The 25,957-nt window shown below is 63.9% G+C and carries 23 protein-coding genes; 15 read left to right on the top strand and 8 right to left on the bottom strand.

Annotated features, from left to right (window positions below):
- Window positions 1-190: 190 nt before the first annotated feature.
- Window positions 191-448: a mycoredoxin gene (locus ACX80A_RS13195; RefSeq protein ID WP_196841619.1), complete on the bottom strand. Its 258-nt coding sequence runs from the start codon at window positions 446-448 to the stop codon at window positions 191-193.
- 146 nt (window positions 449-594) lie between these two features.
- Entirely contained in the window at window positions 595-1,032 is a 438-nt protein-coding gene (locus tag ACX80A_RS13200) for a VOC family protein (RefSeq protein ID WP_459260206.1), read from the bottom strand.
- A gap of 128 nt (window positions 1,033-1,160) precedes the next feature.
- On the opposite strand from ACX80A_RS13200, the gene thrS reads away from it, so the two are divergent.
- The 4 genes from thrS to pdxS all read left to right on the top strand — a co-directional run bounded on the left by thrS (window position 1,161) and on the right by pdxS (window position 5,397).
- Complete coding sequence (thrS, locus tag ACX80A_RS13205) at window positions 1,161-3,176, top strand: threonine--tRNA ligase (RefSeq protein WP_459260208.1); 2,016 nt, start codon at window positions 1,161-1,163, stop codon at window positions 3,174-3,176.
- Window positions 3,177-3,181: 5 nt separating this feature from the next.
- Window positions 3,182-3,805: an HIT family protein gene (locus tag ACX80A_RS13210; RefSeq protein ID WP_459260209.1), complete on the top strand. Its 624-nt coding sequence runs from the start codon at window positions 3,182-3,184 to the stop codon at window positions 3,803-3,805.
- Window positions 3,795-4,415: a phosphatidylinositol phosphate synthase gene (gene pgsA / locus ACX80A_RS13215; protein WP_459260262.1), complete on the top strand. Its 621-nt coding sequence runs from the start codon at window positions 3,795-3,797 to the stop codon at window positions 4,413-4,415. The genes ACX80A_RS13210 and pgsA overlap by 11 nt, the downstream gene beginning before the upstream one ends.
- Before the next feature lie 67 nt (window positions 4,416-4,482).
- Entirely contained in the window at window positions 4,483-5,397 is a 915-nt protein-coding gene (gene pdxS / locus ACX80A_RS13220) for a pyridoxal 5'-phosphate synthase lyase subunit PdxS (RefSeq protein ID WP_459260210.1), read from the top strand.
- Window positions 5,398-5,460: 63 nt separating this feature from the next.
- Here pdxS and ACX80A_RS13225 read toward each other — a convergent pair whose 3' ends face one another.
- Both ACX80A_RS13225 and ACX80A_RS13230 read right to left on the bottom strand, forming a co-directional pair.
- Window positions 5,461-6,168 (bottom strand): GNAT family N-acetyltransferase, encoded by a 708-nt coding sequence (locus ACX80A_RS13225; protein ID WP_459260211.1) that lies wholly within the window; start codon window positions 6,166-6,168, stop codon window positions 5,461-5,463.
- Window positions 6,169-6,177: 9 nt separating this feature from the next.
- Window positions 6,178-8,187, bottom strand: a complete 2,010-nt coding sequence (locus tag ACX80A_RS13230; RefSeq protein WP_459260212.1) for a M3 family metallopeptidase — start codon at window positions 8,185-8,187, stop codon at window positions 6,178-6,180.
- Window positions 8,188-8,293: 106 nt separating this feature from the next.
- Between ACX80A_RS13230 and ACX80A_RS13235 the strand changes: the two genes are divergently transcribed.
- Window positions 8,294-9,571 carry a CapA family protein gene (locus tag ACX80A_RS13235; protein ID WP_459260213.1) on the top strand — a complete coding sequence of 426 codons (1,278 nt, stop codon included), beginning with the start codon at window positions 8,294-8,296 and terminating at the stop codon, window positions 9,569-9,571.
- A 46-nt stretch (window positions 9,572-9,617) separates the two neighbouring features.
- Here the strand turns inward: ACX80A_RS13235 and ACX80A_RS13240 are convergent, their stop codons facing one another.
- Window positions 9,618-10,340 carry a type 1 glutamine amidotransferase gene (locus ACX80A_RS13240; RefSeq protein WP_459260214.1) on the bottom strand — a complete coding sequence of 241 codons (723 nt, stop codon included), beginning with the start codon at window positions 10,338-10,340 and terminating at the stop codon, window positions 9,618-9,620.
- Entirely contained in the window at window positions 10,340-11,611 is a 1,272-nt protein-coding gene (locus ACX80A_RS13245; protein WP_459260216.1) for a MurT ligase domain-containing protein, read from the bottom strand. Before ACX80A_RS13245 ends, ACX80A_RS13240 begins: the two co-directional genes overlap by 1 nt.
- Window positions 11,612-11,680: 69 nt before the next feature.
- Here ACX80A_RS13245 and pdxT point away from each other — a divergent pair, with 69 nt between their 5' ends.
- The 9 genes from pdxT to ACX80A_RS13290 all read left to right on the top strand — a co-directional run bounded on the left by pdxT (window position 11,681) and on the right by ACX80A_RS13290 (window position 21,799).
- Window positions 11,681-12,397 carry a pyridoxal 5'-phosphate synthase glutaminase subunit PdxT gene (gene pdxT / locus ACX80A_RS13250; protein WP_459260217.1) on the top strand — a complete coding sequence of 239 codons (717 nt, stop codon included), beginning with the start codon at window positions 11,681-11,683 and terminating at the stop codon, window positions 12,395-12,397.
- Window positions 12,381-13,139, top strand: a complete 759-nt coding sequence (locus tag ACX80A_RS13255) for a YebC/PmpR family DNA-binding transcriptional regulator (RefSeq protein ID WP_459260218.1) — start codon at window positions 12,381-12,383, stop codon at window positions 13,137-13,139. The genes pdxT and ACX80A_RS13255 overlap by 17 nt, the downstream gene beginning before the upstream one ends.
- A gap of 48 nt (window positions 13,140-13,187) precedes the next feature.
- Window positions 13,188-13,760, top strand: coding sequence for a crossover junction endodeoxyribonuclease RuvC (gene ruvC, locus ACX80A_RS13260; protein WP_459260219.1), 573 nt, complete (start codon window positions 13,188-13,190; stop codon window positions 13,758-13,760).
- Window positions 13,761-13,847: 87 nt separating this feature from the next.
- A complete protein-coding gene (gene ruvA / locus ACX80A_RS13265) occupies window positions 13,848-14,474 on the top strand; it encodes a Holliday junction branch migration protein RuvA (RefSeq protein ID WP_459260220.1) in 627 nt (208 codons plus the stop codon).
- Window positions 14,474-15,601 (top strand): Holliday junction branch migration DNA helicase RuvB, encoded by a 1,128-nt coding sequence (ruvB, locus tag ACX80A_RS13270; protein WP_459260221.1) that lies wholly within the window; start codon window positions 14,474-14,476, stop codon window positions 15,599-15,601. Before ruvA ends, ruvB begins: the two co-directional genes overlap by 1 nt.
- Before the next feature lie 103 nt (window positions 15,602-15,704).
- On the top strand, window positions 15,705-16,301 hold the full coding sequence (locus tag ACX80A_RS13275) for a preprotein translocase subunit YajC (protein WP_459260222.1): 597 nt from the start codon (window positions 15,705-15,707) through the stop codon (window positions 16,299-16,301).
- A gap of 89 nt (window positions 16,302-16,390) precedes the next feature.
- Window positions 16,391-18,130 (top strand): protein translocase subunit SecD, encoded by a 1,740-nt coding sequence (gene secD / locus ACX80A_RS13280; protein ID WP_459260223.1) that lies wholly within the window; start codon window positions 16,391-16,393, stop codon window positions 18,128-18,130.
- Window positions 18,131-19,141 (top strand): protein translocase subunit SecF, encoded by a 1,011-nt coding sequence (gene secF, locus ACX80A_RS13285; protein WP_459260224.1) that lies wholly within the window; start codon window positions 18,131-18,133, stop codon window positions 19,139-19,141. It abuts the gene before it with no gap.
- 408 nt (window positions 19,142-19,549) lie between these two features.
- Complete coding sequence (locus ACX80A_RS13290) at window positions 19,550-21,799, top strand: RelA/SpoT family protein (protein ID WP_459260263.1); 2,250 nt, start codon at window positions 19,550-19,552, stop codon at window positions 21,797-21,799.
- Window positions 21,800-21,823: 24 nt separating this feature from the next.
- Here ACX80A_RS13290 and ACX80A_RS13295 read toward each other — a convergent pair whose 3' ends face one another.
- Together ACX80A_RS13295 and ACX80A_RS13300 are read right to left on the bottom strand one after the other, a co-directional pair.
- Entirely contained in the window at window positions 21,824-22,459 is a 636-nt protein-coding gene (locus tag ACX80A_RS13295) for a hypothetical protein (RefSeq protein ID WP_459260225.1), read from the bottom strand.
- A 141-nt stretch (window positions 22,460-22,600) separates the two neighbouring features.
- Window positions 22,601-24,169, bottom strand: coding sequence for a DUF349 domain-containing protein (locus tag ACX80A_RS13300; RefSeq protein WP_459260226.1), 1,569 nt, complete (start codon window positions 24,167-24,169; stop codon window positions 22,601-22,603).
- 424 nt (window positions 24,170-24,593) lie between these two features.
- On the opposite strand from ACX80A_RS13300, the gene hisS reads away from it, so the two are divergent.
- Window positions 24,594-25,940: a histidine--tRNA ligase gene (gene hisS, locus ACX80A_RS13305; protein ID WP_459260227.1), complete on the top strand. Its 1,347-nt coding sequence runs from the start codon at window positions 24,594-24,596 to the stop codon at window positions 25,938-25,940.
- Window positions 25,941-25,957 lie beyond the last annotated feature (17 nt).

Below are 25,957 nucleotides of genomic sequence, written 5' to 3' on the forward strand. Positions count from 1 at the left end.
TCAAAACCGACGGCTACTGGCACTACCAACAACCCGAACCCGGCACCATCACCGCCACCTCACTCACCGGCAAAAACTACACCACCCTGCCCCAACCACCACCCTTCTAACCCTGCCCCAACCACCACCCTTCTAACACAGAGCAGGAGCTGGGGTAACGCCAGGGATCTCGGGACCGAAGAGTGAAGAGCTAGCTGCCCAAACGGGCCATGACATCCGACACCGAAGGATTGGTAGCAGCCGTGCCGTCGGGGAACAGTACCGTCGGGACGGTCTGATTACCACCGTTAAGGGACTCCACCAAGGCCGCGGTGCCCTCCACCTCTTCGATGTTGATTTCGGTGTAGCCGACCCCCTTTGCATCCAGCTGCTTCTTCAGCCGGCGGCAGTAGCCGCACCAGCTGGTTGAAAACATGGTGATCGTGCCGGCATCGGGGGTGAAGTCCACGGTGCTCCTTCTTGAGTTGTTCGAACCTTCAGATGAAATGCTGAAGTTGGTAGGTGCGGGATTGATCTTGCTCCGCATAGTGCTCAACACGTGCGGGGTCAGTTAGATTCCGCACCTGTTGTTCGGTGTTGCCGGGTCGCTGCAGGTCAGACAATCTCACGCAGCGACACGGTGCCGTCCTCGGCAACAATAAGGCCCGGATTGTGGCAAATCTCCCAATGAAATCCGTCCGGATCGGCGAAGTATCCTGAGTATCCGCCCCAGCTCATCGCGGTCCCCTCGGCGATCAGTTCAGCACCGGAATTCACCACGGTCTGAAGGATCGCGTCCACCTCATCGGAAGAATCGACGTTGTGCCCCAGGGTGAGCGGCGGCGCGATAGGGCCGTGACCGACATTCCCCGCTTCTGCGGCTAGATGATCTCCCCTGAAGAGGGACAGGACCAAGCCGTGGCCCACCTGGAAAAAAGCCACCTCGTCAGGAACGTAGACCAGCGGCGCCCAGCCAAGAGCTTTAGCGTAAAAGTCGTAGGACTTATCAAGGTTGCGGACGCCCAACGTAATGACTGTGACCTGAGGTTTCATGGATTGATCCTACTGACACTTTGGTGCTTCGGTATCGGCGCGCTCTAGGCAGCCTGTTGGTCGCGTCCAAGCACAACGGATACCATCAGAGAGTTAACCCGCCGTATCACCTTAGCTAGGAGACCACTGTGTCAGCGCCCTCCCTCATCACCCTCCTCGTCGACGGCGAAGAGCACCAGGTGACTACGGGCACAACCGGCGTTGACCTGTTCGCCGACCGTCGCGACGTCGTCGTGGTCCGGGTGGACGGTGAACTGGTTGATCTGGACCAGCCGATTCCCGCGGGTGCCCGCGTTGAGCCCATCACCATCAGTTCACCTGAAGGCCTGGAAGTGTTGCGCCATTCCACGGCCCACGTGATGGCGCAGGCCGTCCAGCAGTTGCGCCCCGATGCGAAGCTCGGCATCGGCCCGTACATCACCGACGGCTTCTATTTCGACTTCGACGTCGAAACCCCGTTCACTCCCGAAGATCTGAAGCAGCTCGAAAAAATGATGCTGAAGATCGTCAACAACAATCAGTTGTTCATCCGCCGGGTCGCCACCGACGCCGAAGCTCGCGAAGCAATGGCCAACGAGCCTTACAAGCTGGAGCTGATCGGCCTCAAGGGCGGGTCGGGCGATATCACTGACGACGATGGCGCCTCCGTCGAGGTGGGTGCCGGCGAGCTGACCATCTACGACAACGTTGACCGCAAAAGCGGCGACGTGGTCTGGAAAGACCTGTGCCGTGGGCCGCACCTGCCCAACACCAAGCTCATTTCCAACGCCTACGCCCTGACCCGCTCCGCCGCGGCGTACTGGCGTGGCAGCGAAAAGAACCAGCAACTGCAGCGCATTTACGGCACCGCCTGGCCCACGAAGGACGAGCTGAAGGCTCACCAGGAACGCATCGCCGAAGCTGAACGTCGTGACCACCGCAAACTCGGCACCGAACTTGACCTGTTCTCCTTTCCCGACGAGCTTGGCTCAGGCCTGCCCGTCTTCCATCCCAAGGGCGGCATCATCCGCAAGGCGATGGAGGACTACTCCCGGCAGCGCCACGTCGACGCCGGCTACGAGTTCGTCTACACCCCTCACATCACCAAGGGCCACCTGTACGAGGTGTCTGGTCACCTGGACTGGTACCGCGACGGCATGTTCCCGGCAATGCACGTCGACGAGGAACTGAACGAGGATGGCACCGTGCGTAAGCCGGGCCAGGATTACTACCTCAAGCCGATGAACTGCCCGATGCACAACCTGATCTTCAAATCCCGGGGCCGGTCCTACCGTGAACTCCCGCTGCGGATGTTCGAGTTTGGTTCCGTGTACCGGTATGAAAAGTCGGGAGTAGTGCATGGGCTGACCCGGGTCCGCGGCATGACCCAGGATGACGCCCACATCTACTGCACCCGCGAACAGATGAAGGACGAGCTCACGGAGACGCTCAACTTTGTCCTCGGCCTGCTCAAGGATTACGGGCTGGACGACTTCTACCTCGAACTGTCTACCAAGAACCCCGAAAAGTCGGTCGGCTCCGACGAGATCTGGGAAGAAGCCACCCGGACTCTCGCCGAAGTGGGCGAGGCCTCAGGCCTCGAACTGCGACCCGATCCAGGCGGAGCCGCGTTCTACGGCCCCAAGATCTCGGTTCAGGCCCGCGACGCCATCGGCCGTACCTGGCAGATGTCAACCATCCAACTGGACTTCAACCTGCCGGAACGGTTTGAACTTGAGTACCAGGCGGCTGACGGCACCCGGCAGCGCCCGGTGATGATCCACCGTGCCCTTTTTGGCTCCATCGAACGGTTCATGGGAGTGCTCACCGAGCACTACGCCGGAGCGTTCCCGGCCTGGCTCGCACCGGTCCAGGTCCTCGCCATCCCGGTGGCCGAAGCGTTCAACGACTACCTGTTCGACGTCGTGGACAAGCTCAAGGCCGAGGGCATCCGCGCACAGGTGGACATCGGGACCGACCGGTTCCCAAAGAAAATTCGCACGGCAAGTAAGGAAAAGGTTCCCTTCGTGCTGATCGCAGGCGGAGACGACCAGGATGCCGGAGCCGTGTCCTTCAGGTTCCGTGACGGCAGCCAAGACAATCAGGTGCCGATCGACGAGGCAGTGCGGCGCATCGTCGAGGCCGTCCGGAACCGGGACAAGTAAAACGTATGGAGAGTGCTACGGGGGCTGACGGGCAAAACGCTGATGGGCGTTATCCCGGCGACGACGGCGTGACCGACGACTTTGAGCTCGCTGGCGTTCCGGATGCTTTTCAGCGCCTGTGGACGCCTCACCGGATGGCGTACATCAAGGGCGGGCAGTCCCAGTTCAAGGACAAAGACGACTGTCCGTTCTGCGTCGCCCCCTCCCGCACCGACGAGGAATCACTCATCGTGCACCGTGGGACCCACGCCTACGTGATCCTCAACCTCTTCCCCTACAACCCGGGGCACCTGCTGGTTTGCCCGTACCGGCACCTACCCGACTACACCGACGTCGACGCCAACGAAACGATCGAGATCGCCGAACTCACCCAGACAGCAATGCGGGTGCTGCGGGAAGTGGCCAAACCGACCGGATTCAACCTTGGCATGAACCAGGGCGTCACCGGTGGAGCGGGTATCGCGGCGCACCTGCACCAGCATGTGGTGCCCCGCTGGGGTGGTGACGGTAACTTTTTGCCGATCATCGCGCAGACGAAGGCGATCACCCAGACCCTCGACGAGGTGCGGACCCAGATGGCGGTCGCCTGGCCACAGGACCCACAGGCGGGTGATGCCGGTGCTGAATAAGTACGCGCGCAGTTTCTTCACCAGACTTTTCCGTCCGATCGCCAGGCTTCTGCTCAAGTGGGGCGTTTCACCCGACGCCGTGACCATTATCGGGACCCTCGGCGTGGTGGTCGGCGCCCTCGTTTTCTATCCGATGGGCGAACTGTTCTGGGGCACCATTTTTATCACTCTCTTTGTATTCTCTGACCTGATTGACGGCATCATGGCCCGCATTAAGGGAGCCGGTGGCACCTGGGGAAACTTCCTCGACTCCACCCTGGATCGGATTGCCGACGGTGCCTTGTTTGCGGGGGTGGCCATCTGGTTCTTCGGTGGCGGCGACAACACCGCAATTGCTATTGCCGCGCTGGCCTGCCTGGTCCTGGGCATGCTGGTCTCCTATGCCCGGGCGAAAGCGGAATCGCTGGGGTTCACAGCAAACGTTGGCATCGCAGAACGTGCCGAACGGCTGGTATCGGTGTTGGTGGTGACCGGCCTGACCGGACTGGGACTACCCGAGGTGTTCCTGCTGACCGTCCTGGTCCTGCTGGCTCTCGCAAGCACGGCAACAGTGATTCAACGGGTAGCGGCAGTTCACAAACAAGCCATGGCTTCCAGCGGCACCCGGTAGCGGCAGATCCTGCACCTCCGCGGGCGTATTATTAACTGTTATCTTTTACCTAACTTAGGGGCGAATTGTGTCCACCGTTGAAGAAACTTCGACAACCGCGCCCGTGACCGGCAGCAGCCGGGTCAAGCGCGGCATGGCTGAAATGCTCAAGGGCGGCGTCATCATGGACGTGGTCACCGCGGAGCAGGCGCGCATCGCTGAAGATGCGGGCGCCGTCGCCGTCATGGCGCTCGAGCGTGTACCCGCCGACATCCGTGCGCAGGGTGGCGTGTCCCGGATGAGCGACCCGGACATGATCGACAGCATCGTTGCGGCTGTCTCCATTCCGGTAATGGCAAAGGCAAGGATTGGCCACTTTGTTGAGGCGCAGGTTCTGCAGTCCCTCGGCGTTGACTACATCGATGAGTCCGAGGTCCTGACTCCCGCTGATTACGCCAACCACATCGACAAGTGGAAGTTCACTGTTCCCTTCGTCTGCGGTGCAACCAACCTGGGTGAGGCGCTGCGCCGCCTCAACGAGGGTGCCGCTATGATCAGGTCCAAGGGCGAGGCAGGCACCGGCGACGTCTCGAACGCCACCATGCACATGCGGAAGATCCGTTCGGAGATCCTGCGCCTGTCATCGATGGCTGAGGACGAACTGTATGTGGCAGCGAAAGAGCTGCAGGCGCCGTTCGACCTGGTCAAGGAAGTTGCGCGAACCGGCAAGCTGCCTGTCGTGCTCTTCACCGCCGGTGGCATTGCCACCCCGTCCGATGCAGCCATGATGATGCAGCTCGGAGCTGACGGCGTGTTCGTTGGCTCAGGCATCTTCAAGTCAGGCAATCCGGCGGAACGCGCCGCAGCCATCGTGAAGGCCACCACCTTCCACGACGATCCCGACATGATCGCCAAGGTCTCCCGGGGCCTCGGCGAAGCAATGGTCGGCATCAACGTCGACGAAATCCCTGAGCCTCACCGCCTCGCCGAGCGCGGCTGGTAAGCACCGGGCCAGTATGAAAAAGCGGACCACCAGTTTCTGGTGGTCCGCTTTTCTGCGCTACAGCTACAGCTGCAGCCAATATGTCTGGCCCCTGCCGATCAGCTCAAAACCCCGTTTCGAGTACAGTTCATAGCCCTGGGGTGTGGCGTTCAACGCCAGATGCTCGGCACCCGAGGCAGCAGCAGCCTTGGCGAGTCTGCTCAATAACGTAGTTCCCAGACCACGCCGCTGGTAGTCCGGTAGCACCTCCATGTTGAAGATGCCTCCCAACCCTTTGAGCCCAGCAACGCCTGACGGATAAAACGAATACCCCGCGCCCACAATGGTGCCATCTACCCGTGCCTCGGCATGCCACGCCTGCCTGGGCTGGGACCTGACCACGCGCAGCTCCCTTGCCAGTGGACCCCTATATTCGGGGACGTCGGTGGACAGGGAGACGCCGGCGTCGGCGTACGCGGCTGGCTCTTCCACCGGAGCGGTCATCCACCAGGGCTGCCAGCCGGGGCTGAACCCCAGCCCAGTCAACTGGGTCCCTTTGACACCGCCGCCGAGCCACGCGCCCACGCTCTGGGCGCCCAGCCGGACGCCCTCTGCCAATGCGGGCCGGATCCCGGCGGGCGAAATCTCCTGCGGAAAGAGCAGGATCAGCTCGCGGCGCGCCGGCAGCCACACCCACTCGGACCCGTGGGTTGTGAAGGTGCGGCCGCCGGTCGCCGAGGACACCGCGCCAAACCAGGAACGTTGCAGGCGCTGGCACGCCGCGATGGTCACCATGGTGGCCTAGGCCAGGCCACGGCGGGTGAGCAGAGGATCGATCAGTGCGTCGCGGCCGCGGAAGTTGCGGAACGCCTGCAGCGGATCGATGCTGTTGCCGCGGGAGAGCAGCTCGGTCCGGAAATGGTCGCCGTTTTCGCGGGTCAGCCCGCCCGAGGATTTGAACCACTCGACGGTGTCGGCGTCGAGCACCTCGCTCCAGATGTAGGCGTAGTACGCCGCCGCGTACCCGCCAGCGAAGATGTGCTTGAAGTAGCCGGTGCGGTAACGCGGCGGCACGGGGGAGAAGTCCAGGCCCGCGGCCGTCAGCGCCTCCCGCTCGAACGCCGCCGGATCGGCCACCGTGCGTCCTGCCGGAATGGCGTGCCAGGCAAGGTCCAGCAGGGCAGCGCCGAGGTACTCGGTGGTGGCGAAACCCTCACCCCAGGTCTGGGCGGCGAGCAGCTTGTCGATGGTTTCCGTCGGCAGCGCCTCGCCGGTCTGGTAGTGCTTGGCATAGTTGGCCACCACCTCCGGCCAGAGGATCCACATCTCGTTCACCTGCGACGGGTATTCGACGAAGTCCCGCGGCACGCTGGTCCCCGAGAACGTGGGGTAGGTGACCGAGGAGAACAGCCCATGCAGCGCGTGCCCGAACTCGTGGAAGGTGGTCACCACCTGGTCAAACGTCAGGAGGGTCGGTTCACCAGCCGGCGGCTTGGGAACGTTGAGGTTATTGACGACGACGGCGCGGGTACCGTTCAAGGCTGACTGCTCCACGAAGGAGTTCATCCAGGCGCCACCGTTCTTGGTATCCCTGGTGTAGTAGTCGCCGAGGAACAAACCTAGCCCCGCGCCGTCGGCGTCCCTGACCTCCCAGACCCGCACCTCCGGGTGGTAGCCCTCAAGATCGTCCCGCTCGGTGAAGGTCAGCCCATACAACCGGTTGGCGGCGAAGAAGATCCCGTCCTGCAGCACACGCTCCAACTCGAAGTACTGACGCAGCGAAGCGAGGTCGACGTCGAACTTGGCAGTCCGCACCTTTTCCGAGTAGTAGGCCCAGTCCCAGGCCTCAATCGGGTGGCCGGCGGCAGCCTCCAGTTCGACCGCCTCGGCCCGTGCGTTGCGGACGGCCGCCGGTGTGAGCTGTCCCAGCATCCGGTGGATGGCGTCGAGCGAGGGTGCTGTCTGGTCATCGGTGGCGGCGGCCGCGTGGCTGTCGAAGCCGAGGAGAGCCGCCCGTTCGGCGCGCAGCTCCGCCATCCGGGCCGCGATGCCGAGGGTGTTGCACTCGTTGTCGGTGAAGCCCCGGTTGACCGACGCCTCGTAGAGCCGCTGGCGGGTGCTGCGGTTGGTCAGGGTCTCCAACGCTGGTTGCGCCGTCGGCAAAATCAGGGTGAGCAGGTACTTGCCCGGCTGTCCGGCAGCCTCGGCGGCCGCCGCAGCCGATCCGACGTCATCGGCCGACATGCCGTCCAGCTCGTCTGCGGTGTCAACCAGCAGGGCGGAGCGGTTGGTGTCCTTCAGGAGCCGCTGCTGGAAGTCGGTGCTCAGCTGGGACAGTTCAGTGTTCAGCTCCCGGAGCCGGCCCTGGGCGGCGTCGTCGAGCTGGGCACCTGCACGGATAAACCGCTTGACGTATTCTTCGGCCAGGCGGGTTGCCTCCGCGTCCAAGCCGTCAGACGATACCGCGTTGACCCGCTCAAATAATTCACGGTTGAGGAAAATATTGTCTTCGTGGGCGGCATTACGCGGGGCGACTTCGGTCTCGAGCTCCTGAATCGCGGGAGTGGAGTGGGACGAGGAGCTGTTGTAGAACGCCAGGGCCACCCGGCGCAGGGTGTCCCCGGCGCGCTCAAGAGCGACGATGGTGTTCTCGAAGGTTACCGGCTCCCGCGACGAGACGATCGCGTCAATCTCCGCGAGATGCTCAGCGAAGCCCGTTTCGAAGGCCGGCAGATAATGGTCGTCCTTGATCAGCGCAAACGGGGGGAGCTGATACGGCAGGGTACTGGGTGCAAGGAAGGGATTGCTCATAACAACTAACCCTTACACACCACGGACCCGCGCTCCAGCACGTGGCAATCTCCCGCCGGGAGGCGGGGAGGCCTATCATGAGGTACGTCCGTTGAAGGAGTCTGCTATGGCATTAGGGCTGAACAGGGTGGCAGCGATGGCGCTGACTATCGGGATGCTGTGCGGTTGCTCAGTGGTGGACGGCGGGATTCCGTCGGCAGAGGAAGGTTCGACGACGACGGCGTCAGCCCCCGCGTCCGGCCCGGCGGCGAGCACCGAGCCAGCCAACCCAACTACTGCACCCACTACTGCACCAGCGACTGAGCCAGCACCTGAACCGACGCCCGGCGAAGGCCCGCCGTGTGGGGTGGATCGTTGCTTCAGCGTGGTGGCCACCGGTGACCTCCTGATCCACCCGGGGCTATGGGAGCAGGCCGCTGCGGACGCGGAAGCTAACCCGGAGGACACCGCAGCCTTCGATTTTGAGCCGCTGCTGGCCAGGCAACGTGAATACCTCGACCAGAGCGATCTGGGACTCTGCCACATGGAAACACCGGTGGCTGTGCCCGAAGGCCCCTTCAGCGGCTACCCCCAGTTCAACGTGCCGCCCCAGATCCTCGACGCAGCCAAGGCCGTGGGTTACGACGCCTGCACCACAGCAAGCAACCACACCATCGACGCCGGGACAGAGGGTTTGACCAGAACGCTCAACGTCCTTGACGGGCTCGGTCTCAAGCACACCGGCTCCTATGCCGACGAGGAATCTGCCCAGGACGTCATGATCCTCGAAACCCCCGCCGCACGGGTGGCGGTGATCGAGGCCACCTACGGTCTCAACGGGCTGATCCCCGACCAACCCTGGCAGGTTGACCTGATCGACGCCGACGTGATGATCGCCAAGGCGCGGCAGGCCCGCGAGGAGGGGGCCGACGTCGTCATCGCCGTGATCCACGCCGGTGATGAGTACGCTTCGGTGCCCAATGCGCAGCAGGTTGAGGTGGCCCATGCCCTGGCCGACAGCGGGGAGGTTGACTTCATTTACGGCCACCATACCCACTCGGTACTCCCGATCGAAAAGTACAACGGCACCTGGATTGTCTACGGTCTCGGCAACGGTGTCAGCGAGCTGTCGCCCGTCCACGCCGTCAACAACGAGGGGTTGATGATCAGGGCCCAGTTCGCACTCGTGGACGGCGCGTGGACGGTCAGCGATCTGGCCTGGGTGCCATCCATTATCGTCGCCGACCCATACCGCTGGTGCCCGCTCGCCCCGGAGCAGCCGCCCGGCGAGTGCACGTCACCGGACCGGGAAGCCGAGGTCAGCGCCCGCATCCGTGACACGGTTGACACCTACGGCGCTGTCGAGGAGGGTGCCCACCCGTGGGATCTCGCCGACGACAGGTGACCCGCGCAGGTCCAACCGAACAGGGCTGACCAGCGGCCGGTCGGCTCTAGCGCGGACGCGCTCCGGCGTGACGACGGGCGAGATCGGCGAGACTGTCATCGAGGACACCCGGTTCGAAGGACCCGAACTTCCGTTCAGCGGCCTTCCGCAGCAAGAAATCAGCAATGGCCGGGTTCTTCGGCAGCAGCGACCCGTGCAGGTAGCTTGCAACGACATTCAGGTGGCGTGCACCCTCATGACCGTCCCGGGAGTTGTTACCGGCACCCTTGGTCACAGTGCCCAGCGGCCTGACTCCAGGCCCCAGCCGGGTCTGCCCACTGTGGTTCTCATACCCGTGGATCTCGCCGAACTCTTCACTGTCAGCGACCACGTTGCCGATGAGGCGTTCGTTCGTGCCATGGGTTTCCAGGTCAAGGATCCCGACGCCGGGAATGACCGTGCCGTCGTGGGTCTTGAAGAACTTGCCGAACAGCTGGTACAGCCCGCAAATGACCAGCATCGGCAATCCGTCGTCGGCGAGCTCCCGCAGCCTCGGCGCGATGGCCTGCAGGTCCTGCTGGATGACCAGTTGTCCACTGTCCTGTCCACCGCCGCCGATGATCAGGTCGACGTCGTCGGGGAACTCGTCGCCGGCGCTGTGCTCGAGGATGTTCGCGGTATACCCGTGCCAGGCGAGCCGCTGCTTCAGCACCAGGACGTTGCCCCAGTCGCCGTAAATGTTCATCTCCCTGGGGTAGAGCTGCAGGATGTTCAGCGTGCCTTTGGTCATCAGGAAACCACCTCGACGGTTGTGATCTTGGAGAGGTCCCGCCGGACCGCGAGCATCGCCGTATAGGTACAGAAGATGCGTTTGGGCTGATCTGAGGTCACGCTGATGAAGGATCGCAGCGCTGCCGTGGTGTCGGGTTCGACGGCGCGCACCTCGACGTCGTCGTACTTCAGCCGCAGGGCCATGTCATAGGCGCGGACCCCGCTGACCATGTCGACGCCGGCCAGGCCGAGGGAATCAAAATCGACATCCCAGAGCCAGGACATGTCACGGCCATCCGCATAGTTGTCGTTGATGGCAATCATCGTGGCGTAGCCGGCGGCATCGAAGGACTTCAGCCCCAGCCGGAACCCGCTGGGGTTCTTCACCAGGACCAGTTCCAGCGGCTTTCCGTCCACCACCAGCGACTCGCCGCGGCCGAAGGCCGGCTCCACGGTGGCGAGCGACGCGAACAGTGCTGCACGGTTGATGGACTCACCAAGGACGGCCCGCGCGGTGGCCAGCGCGGCCGCTGCGTTGAAGATGTTGTACACGCCGCGCAACCGCAGGTCGACGCCGGTCGACTCGTCGTCGATCAGGAACGACGCCGAGTTCCCGTCGACGCGCTCCAGGATGACGTCTGCGGGAAGGCTCGACGGGGGAGCTACGCCCATGTCGCCGCGCAGTTCGTCATCGTTGGGGAAGGTGCTGCGCAGCGAGGAGTCGAGGCCGAAGTAGGCGATGTCAGCAGTTGTCACCGTCGACGCGATTCCTGCGACCCGGGGATCCTCCCGGTTCAGCACGACGGTGCCGGTGGTTTTCGCGGCGATCTGCTCGAGCAGGCGGGTGGTCTGATCGATTTCGCCGAACCGGTCGAGCTGGTCGCGGAGCACATTCAGCAACAAACAATGGGTGGGTGGCACCAGCTTCACGAAGTGGACCGCGTGCGCCTCATCCAGTTCCAGTACGGCAATGTCAGCTTTCAGCCCGCCCCGCCAGTCCACCTCGCCGAGTAGGGCGGCAGCTACGCCGCGGGTGAAGTTGCTGCCGGTGCGGTTGGTGAACACGGTCAGGCCCTGGCCCTGGAGGAGCTCCACCACCATCTTGGTGGTGGTGGTTTTCCCGTTGGTTCCGCTGATCACCACGACGCCATGCGGCAGGCCGGTCAAGGCACGGCCCATGAATCCTGGATCAATTCTTTCGACCACCAGGCCCGGCAGCGCCGAGCCTCCTCCGCGCAACCGCGAGATGCGACGCACAGCCTTGCCGACCAGCACACTGAAGGGAAACATGACACCTAACTTATCGCAGTCGGGGCGGCTGTTTATCCCCAGCAGGGCACCCCAACCTAGAATGGTCGAATGACCATTTTCCCGGCACCGGACTCATCCGGCGTGCACGTTGGCGTGTTGGCGGTCCAGGGCGACGTGCGAGAACACATCAGCACGATCGAGTCCCTGGGAGGCCGCGCCAGCGCCATCCGCCGGGCATCCGAGCTGGCCGGGCTGGACGGCCTGATCATCCCGGGCGGCGAATCCACTGCCATGGACAAGCTCACCAGGGCTTTTGATCTGGCAGAGCCGCTGCGCGAACTGATCAGGTCCGGACTGCCCGTCTACGGGTCATGCGCTGGCATGATTATGCTGGCTGATGTGATCGCCGATCCGGCGACGGACCTGCAGGGCCGCCCACAGCAGACCCTGGGCGGGCTCGACATCGTGGTGCGCCGCAACGCATTCGGCAGGCAACGGGATTCCTTCGAGACTGATCTTGAGTTCTCGGGGCTTGCCCCTGACAGCTCCGGAAACGTACCGCCTGTCCGTGCGGTATTCATCCGAGCACCCTGGGTCGAGCGGGTGGGGGATTCGGTCGAGGTGCTCGCCCAGGTACCCGGGAGAGCACCCGACGTGGAAGGGCAGCATCCGGAGACGCATCGGGTCGCTAGGATTGTTGCGGTGCGGTCGGGGAACCTCCTCGCCACCAGCTTTCATCCCGAGGTAACCGGGGAGCGACGGATTCACCAATTGTTGATGCAGATGATCCTAAGGAGAACGGTAGATCATGTCGGGGCACTCTAAATGGGCAACCACCAAACACAAGAAGGCCGCGATTGATGCGAAACGCGCCAAATCCTTCGCCAAGCTGATCAAGAACATTGAGGTGGCGGCCCGTGCGGGGGGCGCCGATCTGGCAGGCAACCCGGGGCTCGAGCTCGCGGTGCAGAAGGCGAAGAAGACTTCAGTGCCGATCGACAACATCAACCGTGCGGTGAAACGCGGCGCCGGTCTGCTGGGCGACGCCGTCGAATACCAGACGATCATGTACGAGGCCCGCGGCCCGCAGGGTTCAGCCCTGCTGATCGAGTGTCTCACCGACAACAAGAACCGGGCCGCTTCGGAGGTCCGGTTGGGGGTCACCCGTAACGGCGGTTCAATGGCCGATCCGGGTTCCGTGGCCTACCTCTTCACCCGTAAGGGTGTGGTGACTCTGCCGGTCAACGAACTCACCGAGGATGACCTGCTGCTGGCCGTGCTCGACGCTGGTGCCGAGGAAGTCAAGGAGACGGCAGGACGCTTCGAGGTCATTTCGGAACCTCAGGATCTCCGTGCCGTGGTGTCGGGTCTCGAAGAAGCGGGCATTGAGTACGACACCGACGAGGCCGAGTTTGTCCCGTCCATGCAGGTGGAGCTCGACGCCGACGGCGCCCGCAAGTTCATCCGCCTGGTCGACGCCCTTGAAGACCTCGACGACGTCCAGAACGTGTACTCAAACGCCGATCTCTCGGATGAGGTTCTGGCTGAACTGGACGGCGACGACTAACCCGGTGGCTATCCCGCCAGCTCAGCCGCGTTATCGCCGGGCTGCTGCATGACCCTGCGCGTGATGGGAGTAGACCCCGGCCTGACCCGGTGCGGGCTGGCCGTGGTCGACATCGAGCCCAACCGACGGTCAACGCTCGTTGCCGTCGGGGTAGTGGGTACCGCCGCTGACCAGCTGCTGGACCGTCGGCTGCTAGTCATTTCCGACGAAGTCGACGAATGGCTCGACACCCACTCACCCGATGTGCTCGCCGTCGAGCGCGTGTTCAGCCAGCTCAACGTGAGCACGGTGATGGGCACGGCCCAGGCCTCCGGCGTGGTGATGGTCGCGGCGGCCCGGCGGGGCATCCCGGTTGCCCTCCACACGCCCACCGAGGTGAAGGCGGCAGTGACGGGCAACGGCCAGTCGGATAAGGCGGCAGTCACCAAAATGGTGACGAAGATTCTCCGCCTCGATACGGCGCCCAAACCCGCAGACGCCGCCGATGCCCTTGCCCTGGCCATCACGCACGCCTGGCGGCAGGGGGTCGCCGCCAATCGCGCGTCGGCCAGCGGTGGCACAGCGACGGCGGCGCAACGACTTTGGGCCGAGGCCGAGGCGAAAGCCCGACGACGCAGGTAACCGACGGTGTGGCGCTCAGGGAAAAGTCGTTGAAGACCAGTACGCTGTTCGTAGATATGTTCGGATAGAAATTTTGGAGTAGCGCGCATGATCAGTTCCCTCCGCGGCACCGTCAGCCACGTTGGCCTCAACTCGGCCGTGCTGGACGTCAACGGGTTTGGCATGCAGATCCTTGCCACCCCACAGACGCTTGCCACCCTTCGCCCCGGGCGGGAAGCCCAGGTCTTCACAGCGATGATTGTCCGGGAGGATTCGATGACGCTGTTTGGCTTTGAGGAAGCCGAACAGCGTGAGGTGTTCGAAACGCTTCTTGGCGTCAGCGGCGTTGGACCCCGGCTGGCCCTCGCGGTGCTGGCCGTGCACACACCGGAAGCCATCCGGGTGGCGGCCTCATCGGGCGACGACAAAGCATTCAGCAAGGTGCCCGGCATCGGACCGAAGGGCGCCCGCCGGATTGTGCTCGAATTGGCCGACAAGCTGATTCCCCTGGGCACCATCGGGGCGACACCGAAGAATAGCTGGCAGGGGCAGGTCCTCACCGCGATGATGGGACTCGGCTGGTCGGAAAAGGACGCCACGGCTGCCATCGACGCAGCGACGGCCGAAGCACCCGAGGTGGCCGCGACAGGCGACGTCGGAGCCATCCTGAAACTCACCCTGCGCAGGCTCGGCCAGGATGGTGCCCGGGCATCAGCACGTAGCCGGGTCAGCTGATGGCCCGCGACGACGCCGCAGCGGGGGAGGAGACCCCGACGGTCTCACCCGCCGGGGACCCCGAAGACCGGGCAGTTGAGGCGGCGCTACGTCCCAAGAACCTCGACGACTTCGTGGGGCAGCAGCGGGTCCGCCGGCAGCTCTCGCTGGTGCTGGAGGCCTCACGGTTACGCGGCAGAACGGCCGACCATGTGCTGCTGTCGGGCCCGCCGGGACTTGGCAAGACCACGCTGGCGATGATTATTGCCGCCGAGATGAACGCTCCGCTGCGAATCAGCTCCGGGCCAGCCATCCAGCACGCCGGTGACCTTGCCGCCATTCTTTCGTCCCTCACCGACGGTGAAGTCCTGTTCCTCGACGAGATCCACCGGATGTCCCGGCCCGCCGAAGAAATGCTGTACATGGCGATGGAAGACTTCCGGGTGGACATCATTGTCGGCAAAGGCCCAGGGGCAACGGCCATCCCGCTTGACCTGCCCCCGTTCACCCTGGTCGGCGCCACCACCCGGGCAGGCCTGCTGCCTGGCCCGCTGCGCGACCGGTTCGGTTTCACCGGCCACCTTGAGTTCTACTCGACGGCTGAGCTTGAGCTGGTGCTGCGCCGGTCGGCGATGCTGATGGATATGAAGGTCAACTCGGCTGCCTTTTCGGAGGTGGCCGGCCGGTCCCGCGGCACCCCACGAATCGCCAATCGGCTGTTGCGCCGGGTCCGTGACTGGGCACTGGTGCACGGCGTCGACCTGATCGATGCCAGGTGCGCTGGGGCGGCGCTGGATATGTATGAGGTAGACGCCAAGGGCCTCGACCGCCTCGACCGTGCGGTCCTGACTGCCCTGATCACCAAATTCAACGGTGGCCCGGTTGGCCTGTCCACGCTGGCCATCGCCGTCGGCGAAGAGCCGGAGACCGTCGAGACCGTCGCCGAACCGTACCTGGTGCGGGAAGGGATGCTCGGCCGGACCCCCCGCGGCCGGATCGCCACCCGGGCCGCCTGGGACCACCTTGGTCTGGTCATGCCAGCCACCGTTGCCGCAGCCATGCCGGAAGACCTGTTCACTGTGCTCGGGGACGACAACCTCAGCGACGACAACGAAGAGATACCGGATTGGGCCAACACCGACGGATAGGCGGGATGGAAGGACGCGCGGAATCACGTTTCCCTTTACACTGATATGACGTGCGGCACGTCAGGTGCGCGCGGATCCCAAGATATAGAAACGGAATTACTCTGTGTTCCCCACCCTTATAGCCCAGACTGCCGCCCAAGAACCAGGTTTCGACATTTTCAACCTGCTCCTCCCGGTGGCACTCGGAGTATTGATCTTTATGATGTTCCGGAAGCAGCGGAAAACACAGAAGACCATCAAGGAGCAGCGCACCCAGATGGTTCCCGGCACCGAAGTGATGACCAACTTCGGTCTGTTCGGCACCGTCATCTCACTCGATGAGGAAGCCAACAAGGCGCTCTTGCAGCTCGGCCCGGGCGCTACAGCCACGGTCCACATGCAGACCCTCACCAAGGTGGTCCAGCCTGAGCCCCTCGAGGACGACGACGAAGCGCCAGCAGTTCCCGACGACGCCTCCTCGCTGACCAGCCCCGTGGTGGACACCTCAGTCACCGAGACCTCGGTTGCCGACACTTCGGCCACAGACCCCTCCGTCGCCGACCCCCGGGCCACCGCCGCCCGGGCCGCCGCCATCGACGGCCAGGATCAGACGCGCCAGGATGAGATACGTGCCGGATCGGACGCTGAACGGCCTGCCTCCCACCCGGACGACGAGGCCCGTCTGGACTATGACAACAAGCGGGATAACAAGGACAACTAGCGCCAGGGTGGGGCTGGCACCGGGAAGGTGCCAGCCCCACTGTTACCAGAACCACCCCAGCGCGCTCTCTCGATAAAAGGAAATTCCACATGCCTCGCACCGGCCCAGGCACGGCAGCCAAACGGACCCTCGTTTGGCTTGGCGTTATGTTCGCATTACTAGCAGTTCTCCTGGGCAGCGGGTCCATCTGGGGCACCGCGAGCTGGAACCCCAAACTGGCCCTTGACCTTGAAGGCGGAACCCAGATGATCCTGGCGCCGCAGGTACAGGGCGGCAGCGACGAGATCACCGAGGAGCAACTCGACCAGGCGGTCGAAATCATCAGGCAGCGGGTTGACGGGAGCGGTGTAGCCGAGGCCGAGATCAACACCCAGTCCGGCCGCAACGTGATTGTGTCCCTGCCCGGTATTCCCGACGCGGAAACCCGCGAGCTGATTCAGGCCTCGGCGCAGATGGAATTCCGTCCGGTGCTGTTCGGCGGCCCGGGGCAGGCGCCCGCGGCGGAGACGCCGACCCCCGAAGAGGAACTCCCCGTTCCCACTGCGGAACCCACCGACGCCAGCGATCCCAACTGGATCACCGGTGAACTGCTCTCCGAATTCGAGACCCTGGACTGTACCTCCCCTGCGGCACTGGAACCAGCCGAGGAGGCAGCACCACCGGACGAGCCGATGGTGGCCTGCGAGCCGGGAACCCAGGGCAAGTACATTCTCGGGCCGGTGGAGGTGCCGGGCACCGACATCGACACGGCCGACTTCGGGATGCAGCGCAGCCCGCAGGGTCAGGCGCTGAACACCTGGGCCGTTAACATCCAGTTCAACGCCGAAGGCAGCCAGACGTTCCGGGAAGTCACTGAGCGGTTATTCGCCTTAGGGCAGGGCGATCCGCGGAACCAGTTCGCCATTGTGCTCGACGGAACCATTATTTCCGCGCCGACGACCAACGCAGTGATTCCGGACGGCCGGCCCTCGATCAGTGGTAGCTTCACCGAAGAGTCGGCAGCAGCACTCGCTGAGCAGCTGAAATACGGCGCCCTCCCCATCAGCTTCGAGATCCAGAGCGAACAACAGATTTCGGCCACCCTGGGCGCAGACCAACTGCGGCTTGGCCTCATCGCCGGCATCATCGGCCTGATCCTGGTGGCTGTCTACTCGATCTTCCAGTACCGGATGCTGGGGCTGGTCACCATCGCCTCCCTCGTCGTCGCCGGCCTCCTGACATACCTGGCCATTTGTATCCTCGGCTGGACTGAGAACTACCGCTTGTCCCTGGCGGGCGTCGCGGGCCTGATTGTTGCCATCGGGCAGACCGCCGACTCCTTCATCGTGTACTTCGAACGAATCCGCGATGAGCTCAGGGACGGTCGCGGCCTGGTGTCCGCGGTCGAGAATGGCTGGCGCAGGGCCAAACGCACGGTCCTGGCCTCCAAAGCAGTCAACCTGCTGGCCGCCGTCGTGCTGTACTTCGTAGCGGTGGGCAACGTGCGCGGGTTCGCCTTCACCCTCGGTCTCACGGCTGTTGCCGACCTCATCGTGGTCTTCCTCTTCACCCAGCCGGTGATGCGGTTGCTGGCCAGGACCAAGTTCTTCGGTGAGGGACACCGGTTCTCGGGTCTCGATCCGAAGAAGCTCGGAGTCATGCCGTTGTACCGTGGTGCGGGCAGGATCCGGATGCCCTCGGCTACCCCTGAGACGGCTGCCGCCGGGCGCACCAAGAACAAGGCAGTGTCAGGCGAAATCGCCCGGCGCACCACTATTGCGGAGCGGCGGCTGGCTGAACAAAAAGCCCTTGCCGCGCGCAGCAATGGCACCGACGAGAAGGGCAAGTAAATGCGGGGCTTTAGCTTTGCCAAGTTTGGCAACGACCTTTACTCGGGCAAACGGTCCTACCCGTTCGTGGGGAAGCGTAACCTGTGGTTCACCATTGCGGCCGTAGCTGTTCTGGTGTCCATCCTGATCCCGGTGGTCAAGGGCGGGTTCAACCTGGGGATCGACTTCCGCGGTGGATCCGAGTTCACGGTGTCCAGCGTCGAGAATACGGACGTTGCGCTGGGCGAGCAGGCGGTGGCCGACGTCGTGGCCGACGCGGTTCCCAGCGTCACGAACATCGCCCCGCAGACGATGCGCATCCAGACCGAGCGCCTCTCCGACGATGAGACCCTTAGCGTCAGGGATTCGCTGATCGGGGCCTATGACGTCACAGCGGAAGAAGTCACCTCCACGTTCGTGGGACCCACCTGGGGGGAGGACGTCAGCCGTCAAGCGCTGATTGGGCTGGTGGTCTTCGTCGCCCTTGCCGCTGTGCTGATGGCCGTGTACTTCAGGACCTGGAAAATGTCTGTCGCAGCACTCACCGCGCTGGTGGTGGTGATGACGGTTACCGCCGGTCTGTACTCGCTGAGTGATTTCGAGGTCACGCCGTCAGCGGTGATCGGGTTCCTCACCGTGCTCAGTTATTCTCTCTACGACACTGTGGTGGTCTTCGACAAGGTCAGGGAAAACACTGCTGACCTTGATGTCTCCACGAAGCGGACGTTCGCCGAGCAGGTCAACCTTGCGGTCAACCAGACTCTGGTTCGCTCCATCAACACCTCAGTGGTGGCAGTGCTGCCGGTCGCATCGATCCTGTTCATCGGGGCGCTGCTCCTGGGCGCCGGCACCCTGCGGGACCTGTCCCTCGCTCTCTTTATCGGCATCATTATGGGCACGATCACCACCCTTTTCGTTGCTGCGCCCATGTACGCGTGGCTGCGGATGCGGGAACCCGACATCAAACGGCAAGAGAAGCGGGTGCTCCAGCGCCGGTCGGTTGAAGCGTCGGAGACCGTCGCCGCCACCTGAGTGGCACTTTCGTAGCCGACAGATTATTGACCGTGTCCCGAGCCCACGACGGGCCCGGGACACGGTCGTTCGTGGCTCCAGTCCGTTTGCCGCCGGGAGAACCGGTCAGCACGGTTTGGTTTGGACGTCTAAACTTAAATATGCACGCCGGAGAAATGGCGTGGTGTAAGTCTTTTCAGCCGTCTGACGGGTGAGGAATCGGAGTGATAGGTGGCAGAAGCCAGCGGTCCAGCAGAGCGGCCAGACACCGGCAACGACCAGCGCGCCGGTGTACCCTCACGCCCGTCGACCGCGCAACTCGAACAGGTTCCAGCGGCCCCGGCGGTCACCCCGCCCGTCCGCAGCGACACGACGGCGACGGACTCGGCGGCCTCAGCCCCCTCGGCGGGCAGCGCCGACCATAGCGCATTGCCGGAGCGGAAGATCCGCACCCGTTCGCGATTGGCACGACTCACCGGGCGGGGATCGACCGGGTACTCGCCGGTGCTCGAACCGCTGCTGCGGACTGTCAGGGCGAACAACCCCAAAGAGGACCTGGATCTCATCCAGCGGGCATACCTGGTTGCTGAGCGCAGCCATGAAGGCCAGAAACGAAAGAGCGGCGACCCGTACATTACCCACCCGGTCGCCGTCGCGACCATCCTTGCCGAACTGGGGATGACCGGAACCACCCTCGCGGCCGCCTTGCTGCACGACACCGTTGAAGACACCGCGTGTACCCTGGACGACATCAAACGGGACTTCGGTGCCGAAGTGGCGATGTTGGTCGACGGAGTCACCAAGCTGGACAAGGTGTCCTTCGGCGACGCCGCACAGGCGGAGACGGTCCGCAAGATGGTCGTCGCCATGGCCAAGGACATCAGGGTGCTGGTGATCAAGCTTGCCGACCGGCTCCACAATGCCCGGACCTGGCGGTTCGTCTCACCCGAGTCGTCGGCCAGAAAGGCCCGCGAGACTCTAGAGATCTTTGCGCCCCTCGCCCACCGGCTGGGGATGAACACCATCAAATGGGAGCTCGAAGACCTTTCCTTCGCTGCGCTGCACCCGAAGGTCTACGAAGAGATTGTGCGGATGGTGGGCGACCGCACGCCCGAACGTGAAAAGCATCTGTCGGTGGTGCGCACCCAGATCGGTGAGGACCTGCGGTCAGTCAAGATCAAGGCGACCATCACCGGGCGCCCGAAGCATTACTACTCGATTTATCAGAAGATGATCGTCCGCGGCAAGGACTTCGATGATATCCATGACCTGATGGGAATCCGGGTCCTGGTGGATAGTGTCAGGGACTGTTACGCCACGCTCGGGCAGTTGCACGCCCGCTGGAATCCGCTCCCCGGCCGATTCAAAGACTACATAGCGATGCCCAAGTTCAACATGTACCAGTCGTTGCACACCACGGTAATCGGCCCGGGAGGGCGTCCGGTGGAGATCCAGATCCGGACCCATGACATGCACCGTCGAGCCGAGTACGGTGTGGCAGCGCACTGGAAGTACAAGGGTGCCGGCGCGAAAGCAGGGGATGGCCCCGACAACAGCGACATGGGCTGGCTGCGGAGCCTCGTCGACTGGCAGCAGGAAACTTCCGATCCCGACGAGTTCCTTGATTCGCTGCGCTTCGAAATCAACGCCCGTGAAGTCTTTGTTTTCACCCCCAAGGGTGAGGTGATGGCGCTTCCGTTCGGCTCGACGCCGGTCGACTTCGCCTACGCCGTGCACACCGAGGTGGGCCACCGAACCATCGGCGCACGAGTCAACGGCAAGTTGATCCCGCTAAACAGTGAGCTCAACCACGGTGACTGGGTGGAAATCTTCACGTCAAAGGCCGAAGGCGCCGGCCCAAGCCGGGACTGGCAGGGGTTCGTCAAGAGCCCCCGGGCACGCAACAAAATCCGGCAGTGGTTCACCAAGGAACGCCGCGAAGAGGCCATTGAGAAGGGCAAGGAACTGCTAACGCGTGCCATGCGCAAGCAGAACCTGCCGCTGCAGCGCATGATGACCCACGACGCGCTGCTGGCAGTCGCCCAGGAACTCAGGCACGCCGATATCGCAGCGCTGTACGCGGCGGTCGGTGACGGACATTCCTCGGCGCAGAACGTGATTGAACACCTGGTTGCGTTGATGGGTGGCAACGAAGGCGCCGAAGAGAGCATTGCCGAGTCGACGGTTGCCACCACTCCCCGCCGGCCCAAATTCTCCGATTCCGGGGTGACGGTGCGCGGTGTCGGGGACGTCTGGGTCAAGATTGCCCGCTGTTGTACACCGGTTCCGCCGGATCCGATCATTGGGTTTGTCACCCGCGGATCGGGGGTTTCAGTACACCGGAATGATTGCCGCAACGTTGAGGAACTGCGCGACCAGCCGGACCGGATCGTCGAAGTGGACTGGGCCCCTACCCAGTCCAGCGTGTTCCTGGTGGAAATCCAGGTTGAGGCACTTGACCGGAAGAGCCTACTCTCCGACGTGACCCGGGTCCTGTCGGAAAACCACGTGAACATTCTGGCCGCGAGTGTCAACACCTCCACGGACCGGGTTGCGTTGTCTCGGTTTGCCTTTGAGATGGGCGACCCGAAATATCTGACCCACATCCTCAACGCCGTCCGCCGAATTGACGGCGTGTTTGACGTCTACCGCACCACTGGGGCTCAGCGGAGGCTTTAGGGCAGGTGGTCCGTTCTTACCCGGTTATCCGTCCCGCCCCGGCGAATGCATTGCGGTCTGCAGGAGCGCCAGGGCACGGTTCTTGCCGGGAACACGGCGGGTTGTCTCAAGAGCCCTGACCACCAGGACCAGATCGCAGCCCAGGGAAGGGTGTGTGGCCAGTTTAATGAGGCTCGGGAGAGCCCACGACTCGTGGCCGTGAACTGCCACATCCAGTGCGGTCCTGAGGGGTGAGGTGACGCCCACCCCTCCCAGCACCGTGATGTCACAGGGCCCCAATGCCACCTGATGCATGAGGGCGTCACTGAACGGGGGCAGGGCGGTGGTGCGACGCCGGTGGTCCGTCACCAGATTGATCACGCCGGGTAACGTCGCGCAGCCGTACACCCAGGCGGCGCTCTGGCGGGCGAGGGCCACCCTGGAGCGCAACGGTTCCGGGACGCACAGAATCGCGGATTGTGCGCGAGAGACCGGATCGAGGTGAAGGTCGGCGCGTGCATAAGAATCCCTGCACACCCGGTGGAGTAGGCCATCGTTGCACATGGCTTGGAGTTCCACCGTGCTGAAAATGTCATTGGCACGAAACAAGACGCCGCCGCTTGAGGTGCCCGGCTCTGCCCTGATCGTGGCGGGAGTCGCGCCCTGCTGGTGAAAAGACATGACCCAAGCATTCCGACTTGCCCGGCAAAACGAAAGCCCCGGCGTCCAGATGTGGATAACAACCGAAAGCCCGGTCAACCAGACTCTGGTCAACCGGGCTTCAGGGCGTCATCCCGACCCGTCGGCCGTCGGCGGCACTCTTTAGGAGAAGTCCCGCGCCGACTTGCGGAGCATCTCCAACCACTGCTCGCGAGCCGTCAGCGCTTCCTTGGCTGCGGCAATACGCTTTGCGTCCCCGGCCTTCTTGGCGGCGCCCAGATCGTCCTGGAGTGCTGCGATGGTGGACTCCAACTGGCTCAGCGCGCTGTTGGTGCGGGCCTGCGTCTCGGGGTTGGTCCGCTCCCAGTGGGCGTCATCGGCGGACTTGACTGCGTCCTCGACTTCGCGGATACCGGCTTCAATGCGGGCCATGTCAGCGCGCGGCACCTTTCCCGCTTCCTCCCAGCGGTCACGGATGGACTGCAGCGACTTCTTCGCCGCGGCAAGGTTCTTAATGGGCAGCAGCTGGCGTGCCTCCCCCAGCAGGGCCTCCTTGACCACAAGGTTGGCTCCGTACTCCTCGTCGATTGCCTCGTTGGTGGCTTTTCGCGCGGTGAAGAACCGGTCCTGAGCGGCCCGGAAGCGCGCCCAGAGGGCGTCGTCGTCCTTGCGGCTGGCCCGTTTGGAGGCTTTCCACTCGTCCATCAGCCGACGGTATTCGCCGGCGGTGTGGCCCCAGTCGGTGGAGGTCGACAGCGCCTCAGCCTGCTGGATGAGGGATTCCTTTGCCTGCTTGGCTGACGCGTTGTCGGTGTCGAGCTGGGAGAAGTAGGCGCGGCGATGACGATCGAAAATGGTCCGCGCTGCACGGAACCGCTTCCACAGCCCGTCCTCCGTGCCGCGACCCAGACGGATGCCGTTCTTCTGGGCGGCCTTCCAGGTCTCGAACAGCTCGTTCATCCTGGTGCTGCTGGCCTTCCACTGAACGGTGGACGGATCGCGACCAGCGATTTCCTCGGCTTCAGCAACAATCGCCTCGCGCGCTACCAGCTCGGCGGCCTTCAAGGCGTCCTGCACGGCCTTCTCGCCAGCACCGAGCTCGGAGATCGAGCCGGTCAGGGCATCCAACCGGGCTTCGAGCGCCAGCACGTCGCCGACCACCTTCTTCTCGGCAACCTGCTCCCGCAGATGGTCGGCCGTCTTCTGCATGTCGGCTGACGGTGCCTTCGCCTGCACCCGCTGCTCCAGCAGCAAAATCTGACTCGCCACGTCGTCGTACTTCCGGACGAAGTAGGCGAGGGCCTCATCCTTCGACGCATCCGGGTACTGGCCAACAGCGTGCTCTTCGCCGTTGACGATCAGAAACACATGGCCATCCTCTTCAACGCGGGCAAACTTCGCCGCCTCGCTCAGGGGAGTGCTGTGCGCAGGGGGAGCGGCGATTTGGGCTCCGGGCTTACCGGCAGGCTTTCCGCCGGGTTTTCCGCCGGGACGCGGTGCCATGGCGGCAGGGCTGGGCGCCGCACTCGGCTGGGGGGCCGGCGGCTCAGGCGCGACTGCTGGCTCAGCCGGGGCGTCGGCAGCTGGCGCGGGCTCCGTTTCCCGTTCGGGCTCGCTTGCCGGCTCTGCCTCCGCTGCCTCAATTGCCTGCCCAGGGTCTACGGGGGTTACCTCGTCGCCTGACGTTTCGTCGGTACGGGGTGTTTCGTCGGATTGCTGACTTTGTGTCACCGCTAGAAGTCTTTCGCTCGTTGGTTTGCCAGCTACCTCGCGGCAATTAGTTCAGGGCTACTGAGTCTATCGTCACAGCACTTGCCGGGGGACCGTTCTTGATCGTCGGCCAGCTGCTACAGTGCATCCCAGTGCTACGCAGCCTAGAAGGCCACTTTACGCATAAGGGTTCGGCAGCGGGAATCTGCTACCGCCCACCGCGGTCCAGGCTGCTGCGGTGAGCAACCCGGCCAGGCGGGGTCAACCCACCCCGTATGTAAGCCGCGGTGCGGGAAAAGTTGCCCACCGCGGTCCAGGTTGACCCCCGTGGGTGGAGGTGTAGTGAACGGGAGGGGCGAAGCGTTTCGCGTGGGTCCGCCACAACCCCTAAAATGAGTGCCGCACCAGTCACCCGAACGCTACGTACCGCAAGGAGCTCAGCTGTATGGCACGCAAGGCCTCACTGTCAGGTTTTCCAGAATGGCTGCCGGAGGAGCGTCTGGTGGAACTGCACGTGCTGGACACGCTGCGGAGCACCTTCGAACTGCACGGATTCTCCAACATCGAGACCCGCGCCGTCGAGACGGTGTCCCACCTGCTGCGTAAAGGGGACATCGACAAAGAGGTCTACGCCGTGTCCCGACTGCAGGCCGACGACGACGGCGTCCGGGCAACCGGCGCCGACGACAGCCTCGCCCTCCACTACGACCTGACAGTCCCGTTCGCCCGTTACGTGGTCGAAAACTCGGGGCACCTCGCCTTCCCTTTCCGGCGGTACCAGATCCAGAAGTGCTGGCGCGGGGAGCGCCCGCAGGATGGCCGGTTCCGCGAGTTCACCCAGGCCGACATTGACGTGGTGGGCGACGGCGTCCTCCCGTTCCGGTACGACGTCGAGCTGGCCCTCGTGGTGGTCGCTGCCCTGTCCGCCCTCCCCATCCCCGACTTCACGGTGCGGGTCAACAACCGGAAACTCGCCGAGGGTTTCTATCGTGGCATCGGCATCGAGGACACCGCCGGGGTGCTGCGGAGCATCGACAAGCTGGAGAAAATCGGCGCCGAAAAGGTGACCGAACTACTCCAGACCGAACTCGGCGCCACTGCGGAGCAGGCCGCCCTTGCCCTTCGCCTGGCCTCGATCCGCACCGCCGACGTGTCGTTCGTCGAGCAGGTCCGTGCCCTCGGGGTCACCCACCCGCTGCTCGAAGATGGCCTGGGAGAGTTGGAACAGGTCATCGCCGAAGCCTCCAGGCGCGCCCCGGGCAGAGTCGTCGCCGACCTCAGCATCGCCCGCGGCCTCGACTACTACACCGGAACCGTCTACGAAACGGTGCTCAACGGACACGAATCGTTGGGTTCGATCTGCTCCGGCGGCCGCTACGACAGCCTCGCAGCCAAGGGCAACCGCACCTTCCCCGGCGTCGGCCTGTCCATTGGCGTAACCCGGCTGGTGTCACGGATCCTCAGCCAGGACTTCACTGTGGTGTCCCGCCGGGTCCCCACCGCGGTGCTGATCTCGCTCACCGATGACAGCGCGTGGTCGGCCGCGCAGGACATTGCCGCCTCCCTGCGTGGCCGGGGCATATCCGCCGAGGTCGCAGCCTCCGCCGAAAAGTTCGGCAAACAGATCAAGTTCGCCGACCGGCGCGGCATCCCCTTCGTCTGGTTCACCGCCGAGGACGGCACCCACGAGGTCAAGGACATCAGGACCGGCGCCCAGGAACCAGCCGACCCTGACACCTGGTCACCCCCGGCGGCCGACCTTATGCCTACCGTCCTGCGTTCGGTGAACTGACCAGACCCTGCACACCC

Source organism: Arthrobacter sp. TMN-50 (genome assembly GCF_054511125.1).

What these genes read in the sequence shown, in the direction of transcription:
- ACX80A_RS13200 (WP_459260206.1), bottom strand. Translation starts at nt 1,032, where the DNA reads ATGAAACCTCAGGTCACAGTCATTACGTTGGGCGTCCGCAACCTTGAT.
- ACX80A_RS13255 (WP_459260218.1), top strand. Translation starts at nt 12,381, where the DNA reads ATGTCGGGGCACTCTAAATGGGCAACCACCAAACACAAGAAGGCCGCG.
- ACX80A_RS13245 (WP_459260216.1), bottom strand. Translation starts at nt 11,611, where the DNA reads ATGTTTCCCTTCAGTGTGCTGGTCGGCAAGGCTGTGCGTCGCATCTCG.
- ACX80A_RS13240 (WP_459260214.1), bottom strand. Translation starts at nt 10,340, where the DNA reads ATGACCAAAGGCACGCTGAACATCCTGCAGCTCTACCCCAGGGAGATG.
- hisS (WP_459260227.1), top strand. Translation starts at nt 24,594, where the DNA reads ATGGCACGCAAGGCCTCACTGTCAGGTTTTCCAGAATGGCTGCCGGAG.
- pdxT (WP_459260217.1), top strand. Translation starts at nt 11,681, where the DNA reads ATGACCATTTTCCCGGCACCGGACTCATCCGGCGTGCACGTTGGCGTG.
- ruvC (WP_459260219.1), top strand. Translation starts at nt 13,188, where the DNA reads ATGACCCTGCGCGTGATGGGAGTAGACCCCGGCCTGACCCGGTGCGGG.
- ACX80A_RS13235 (WP_459260213.1), top strand. Translation starts at nt 8,294, where the DNA reads ATGGCATTAGGGCTGAACAGGGTGGCAGCGATGGCGCTGACTATCGGG.
- secD (WP_459260223.1), top strand. Translation starts at nt 16,391, where the DNA reads ATGCCTCGCACCGGCCCAGGCACGGCAGCCAAACGGACCCTCGTTTGG.
- ACX80A_RS13295 (WP_459260225.1), bottom strand. Translation starts at nt 22,459, where the DNA reads ATGTCTTTTCACCAGCAGGGCGCGACTCCCGCCACGATCAGGGCAGAG.
- ruvA (WP_459260220.1), top strand. Translation starts at nt 13,848, where the DNA reads ATGATCAGTTCCCTCCGCGGCACCGTCAGCCACGTTGGCCTCAACTCG.
- ACX80A_RS13230 (WP_459260212.1), bottom strand. Translation starts at nt 8,187, where the DNA reads ATGAGCAATCCCTTCCTTGCACCCAGTACCCTGCCGTATCAGCTCCCC.
- ACX80A_RS13210 (WP_459260209.1), top strand. Translation starts at nt 3,182, where the DNA reads ATGGAGAGTGCTACGGGGGCTGACGGGCAAAACGCTGATGGGCGTTAT.
- secF (WP_459260224.1), top strand. Translation starts at nt 18,131, where the DNA reads ATGCGGGGCTTTAGCTTTGCCAAGTTTGGCAACGACCTTTACTCGGGC.
- ruvB (WP_459260221.1), top strand. Translation starts at nt 14,474, where the DNA reads ATGGCCCGCGACGACGCCGCAGCGGGGGAGGAGACCCCGACGGTCTCA.